The 2,611-nt window shown below is 62.7% G+C and carries 2 protein-coding genes; one reads left to right on the top strand and one right to left on the bottom strand.

The features are described from left to right. On the bottom strand, nucleotides 1-223 hold a 223-nt coding region (locus MJD61_22270; GenBank protein ID MCG8557985.1), incomplete at its 3' end, for a hypothetical protein. A gap of 183 nt (nucleotides 224-406) precedes the next feature. On the opposite strand from MJD61_22270, the gene MJD61_22265 reads away from it, so the two are divergent. Beyond that, on the top strand, nucleotides 407-1,891 hold the full coding sequence (locus MJD61_22265; GenBank protein MCG8557984.1) for an SBBP repeat-containing protein: 1,485 nt from the start codon (nucleotides 407-409) through the stop codon (nucleotides 1,889-1,891). Nucleotides 1,892-2,611 lie beyond the last annotated feature (720 nt).

Here is a 2,611-nt window from a genome sequence, read left to right as displayed (position 1 = left end):
GAAAGCTCCAACGGCCTGCGGCTGCCCGGACAGCTTCGATGAACTCCGTCGCGGTCATGCCGGCTGGAAGCCGGGCGGTTGCCACGTGGATGGGAATCTCGGGATTCAGCCAGCGTCGCTTCCACGGCTCTTGACCGAGCGCGCCCGTTGGCGCCGTGAGACCGAATGCAAGGCACAATACGAAAATCGCCCGCTCCCGGTCGATATGAAGCCCTCGGGTCAAGTTCGGTCACCGTGGTGTCTGGGTGCGCGATGCTCCGGAGCGACTACTGCAGGGCTCACGGGAGGTACCATCGGTTGCAGAGCGGTTCGGACCTGAAGCGCTTGAGGCCTGGTAGTGTCGTGTTCAATCCAGCTCTGGCGTCGATTGCTTCGCTCACGATGCGATGGCATTCTACCAAGCACGATGGGGCGAGGGGTCTTATCGATAGCAGCGTTGCTCGCACTGGCTGGGTGCGGCTTCAAGTCGAACACCCCGGGCGGTATTGCAGGCGGCGCAGGCTCCGTGGCGGGTTGGGCGGGCTCTGGGGGCAGCGCGGCAGGGACGGGCGGCAGGGCAGGTGCCACCGGCGGCGTGGCGGGGATGGCAGGCCTAGGGGGAACGGGCATGGTGAGCGGACCCTGGGCCAGGCGCTTCGGAGGGACGGGTCGCGATGTGGGTATCGACGTGGCGGTAGATCCCTCAGGCAACGTGGTGCTGACGGGCTACTTCACGGGCACGGTGGATTTCGGTGGTGGCCCTCTCACAGGACCCGGCCGCAGCATTCTTGTGGCGAAGTTCGCGCCCGACGGCATGCACTTGTGGAGCAAACGTTTCGGGGGCACGGGTGAGAGCGACTATGGCGGGAGCGTTGCTACGGACGCTGCAGGCAATATCCTGGTTACCGGGGCGTTTGGAACCAGCGTCGATTTTGGGGGCGGGAGGCTCACGAGCGCCGGAGATCGGGATGTCTTCGTCGCCAAATTCTCTCCGGATGGCGGCCACCTCTGGAGTAAGCGTTTTGGTGATGCCTCGAGCGACCAGGGTTGGAGCGTTGCAGTGGACACTGCGGGCAGCGCCGTACTTACGGGCCATTTTGTTGGCACAGTGGATTTCGGGAGCGGACCGCTCACGAGTGCGGGCGGAAGTGACATCTTCGTGGCAAGATTCGGTTCGGATGGTCATCTTGTTTGGAGCACGCGCTTCGGAGGTACTGCTACCGACGCGGGGTGGAACCTGGCGCTAGACGGTCTTGGCAACATCTTGCTCACCGGGAGTTTTCGAGAATCGGTGGACTTTGGTGGCGGCCCCCTCACGAGTGCGGGCGGAAGTGACATCTTCGCCGTCAAACTCGGCTCGGACGCCGGTCATGTGTGGAGCAGACGCTTTGGAGGCACGCAAGGCGACCTCGGACGTGGAATCACGACGGACGGCGCGGGAAACGTCGTGCTCACGGGGCACTTCCACGGCACAGTGGATTTCGGAGGTGGTGGCCTCGCAAGCGCCGGTGGACCGGATGCATTCCTGGTCGAGCTAACTCCGAACGGTTTCCACCTATGGAGCAAACGCTTCGGAGGCTTCGGGAATGATCGTGGCACCAGTGTAGCGGCGGGCGGGCGGGGAACCGCCCTGCTCACTGGACATCTTAGCGACGTGGTGGTTTTCGGTGGCGGTAAGCTGACAAGCGCGGGAGCCGAAGACACCTATGTTGCCAAGTTTGCGGCCGACAGCACCCATATCAAGAGCAGGCGGTTCGGGGGCATCGGTGTTGACGAAGGCTGGGGCATCGCAGCGGACGCCGCGGGCAACATCGTGTTCACCGGGTATTTCAACGATTCGGCGGACTTTGGGGGCGGCAACGTCGTGAGCGCTGGTGACCGCGACATCTTCGTCAGCAAGTTCACCCCCTAGCCGTTAGCCCGGCGACCTCCGTACTCTCAGGCGCTCAGGACACTCTTGCGGACAACGTGACACATGGTCACTTGATCCGTTCCACGGTCACGTCCCATTCGAGGCAGCCTGTTCTCCGACCAGAGCCGTCACAACTGGACCACTGCTCGACCAGATACTTCACTCCATCCACCACCGTGGTACTACGGTCGAGTGCGAATGAGCGTGGTGTCTCGGAACTGGTGAGCCGACCCTCCCAGCTGATCTGACATCCGACGGCATCCATCCCGAGGCACCGCAGGGCAGTAGCACCCACCAAACCACATTGACTCAAAAAAGGGCTGAGGCCGGCAGGCACCGGTATTGGTTTCGGACCCTGGGGCCCGCCCCCCATAGAAGGTGGGTGCTGACTGTCGCATTCTAGACGCGGTGTCGGCTTGCCTGCCGTGAGCACAAAGGAATCACCCGGCCTAAAGCTGACTAGCGGTTCCTCAGAGATCTCCTGGCAATTCCGCAGGCCAGAAACGAAAGTGATACGAAACTGCTCTCCGCCGTCCAATCCTGGTTCCGGGCAATGGGGTCCCCAGCATCCGTAAGCGGCGCTGCCGCTGGCAAGAAGTACCGCAACGCTCAATCGGATTCGTCTAGGGGCTTGGAATACCCCTAGCACTCGAGGGGCGTTACAGCGGGCCACCACAGACCCTTTCGTCTTCCTCGGTCTCGAGACGTAGCTGTGTGGTG

This window comes from Pseudomonadota bacterium, from assembly GCA_022361155.1.
Taxonomy (GTDB): Bacteria; Myxococcota_A; Polyangia; order Polyangiales; family JAKSBK01; genus JAKSBK01.
The sequence above is the reverse complement of the archived record's forward strand: the minus strand, read 5'-3'. Positions and strand labels throughout refer to the sequence as shown.